We start from the raw sequence: 1765 nt of genomic DNA, 5'->3' as shown, positions 1-1765 counted from the left end.
GATTTCTTCGGGCTTGGTGGGCATTCGTTGTCGGCGATGCGTTTGGTGAATCGGGTGCGTGGGGTTTTCGGGGTGGAGGTGGCGATCCGGGATCTGTTCGACCGTCCGACGATCCAGGCCCTCGCCCGCCACATCGAAAACGGAGCCGGCGGCAGCACCCGATCACGGATCGAACCCGCGCAGCGCCCGAGTCATCCACCGCTGTCCTCGGCCCAGCGCCGCCTACACTTCCTGAACTGCTTCGACGGTCCGAGTGCGGTGTATAACGTGCCTGTCGCGTTGCGGCTGGTCGGCGCCTTGGATGTGCAGGCGTTGCGTGCCGCGCTGCGTGACGTGGTCGGGCGGCATGAGTCGTTGCGCACGGTGTTTCCTGACCGGGACGGTGAGCCGTATCAGCGTGTCCTCGACGTGGGTTCGGCGGCCATCGAGCTGACGGTTGCCGATATCGCGCCGTCAGATCTTGATGGTGCGGTGCAGGCCGCCTCTGGAGAGCCGTTCGGGTTGGCGGAGGATCTGCCGATTCGGGCTCGCGTGTGGCGGGTCGGGCCCGATGAGCATGTGCTGTTGTTGGTAGTGCATCACATCGCTACAGACGGATGGTCGCAGGGTCCGTTGTTGCGGGATCTGACGCAGGCCTATGACGCACGCGTGCAGGGCAGCGCGCCGGGGTTTGCGCCGTTGCCAGTGCAGTATGCGGATTTCGCGTTGTGGCAGGCGGATCGGGCGGCCGATCAGCGGGACCTGGAGTTCTGGGCCGAGCAGCTTCGAGGCGTGCCGGAGGAGACGGTGCTGCCGTTGGACCGCCCGCGTCCAGTGGTGCGCTCCCAGCATGGTGCGCAAATCCGGTTTGACGTCGATCAGGATACGCATGCCGAGCTTCAGGCCCTGGCGCAAGGCGGGAATGCCACGTTGTTCATGGTGTTGCATGCGGCGGTGGCCACAGTGCTGCACCGCTACGGGGCCGGTACGGATATCGCGGTGGGCACTGCGGTGGCTGGCCGCAGCGATCACGCGCTCGATGATCTGGTCGGCTTCTTCGTCAACACTCTGGTGCTGCGTACCGACCTGTCCGGAAATCCGGACTTCCAGACCCTGATCGAGCGGGTGCGCGATGCGGATCTGCGGGCCTATGCCCATCAGGACATCCCCTTCGAGGAGCTGGTCGCCCACCTGGCGCCGGTGCGGACCCCGGCGCGCCACCCGCTGTTCCAGGTCATGCTCTCCGTCGACCAGACCGACCCGGTCCCGCCGGCCCTGTCCGGCCTGACCGTCGAGAACGTCACGGTGCCTACCGACACCGCGAAGTTCGACCTGGCCCTGGTCTTCCAACCCAACCAGCACCCCGACGGCACTCCGGCAGGCATCACCATCCAGCTGACCTATGCCACCGACATCTTCAACCCCAACACCATCGAAGCCCTGACACACCACCTCAGCACCCTGCTCACCGACGTCACCCGAAACCCCCACGCCCCGCTGCGTGAACTTGAGATGACGACGGTGCAGGAGCGTGCCGGGTTGTTGGAGTGGGGCGCCGGGCCAGCTGCGGTGCCGTCGTCGGCGGGGTTGGCGGAGCGGTTTGCGTTGCAGGTGCGTCGTACGCCGCTGGCGGTTGCGGTGGAGGCTGCCGATGGTACTGCGGTGACGTATGCGGAGTTGGATGCGCGTTCTGATCGGTTGGCGTGGTTGTTGCGTGGGGCCGGGGCTGGTCCGGAGCGGTTTGTCGCGGTGGCGATGGGGCGTTCTGTGGATCTGGTGGTGGCTT

1 protein-coding gene is annotated in these 1765 nt (G+C 66.3%); it reads left to right on the top strand.

Annotated features, from left to right (window positions below; all coding sequences use genetic code 11):
* Positions 1-36: 36 nt before the first annotated feature.
* A partial coding sequence (locus KGQ19_RS48485) for a condensation domain-containing protein (protein ID WP_230420574.1) occupies positions 37-1765 on the top strand: 1729 nt, incomplete at its 3' end.

Source organism: Catenulispora pinistramenti, from assembly GCF_018274385.1.
Lineage (GTDB): Bacteria > Actinomycetota > Actinomycetes > Streptomycetales > Catenulisporaceae > Catenulispora > Catenulispora pinistramenti.
The sequence above is the reverse complement of the archived record's forward strand: the minus strand, read 5'-3'. Positions and strand labels throughout refer to the sequence as shown.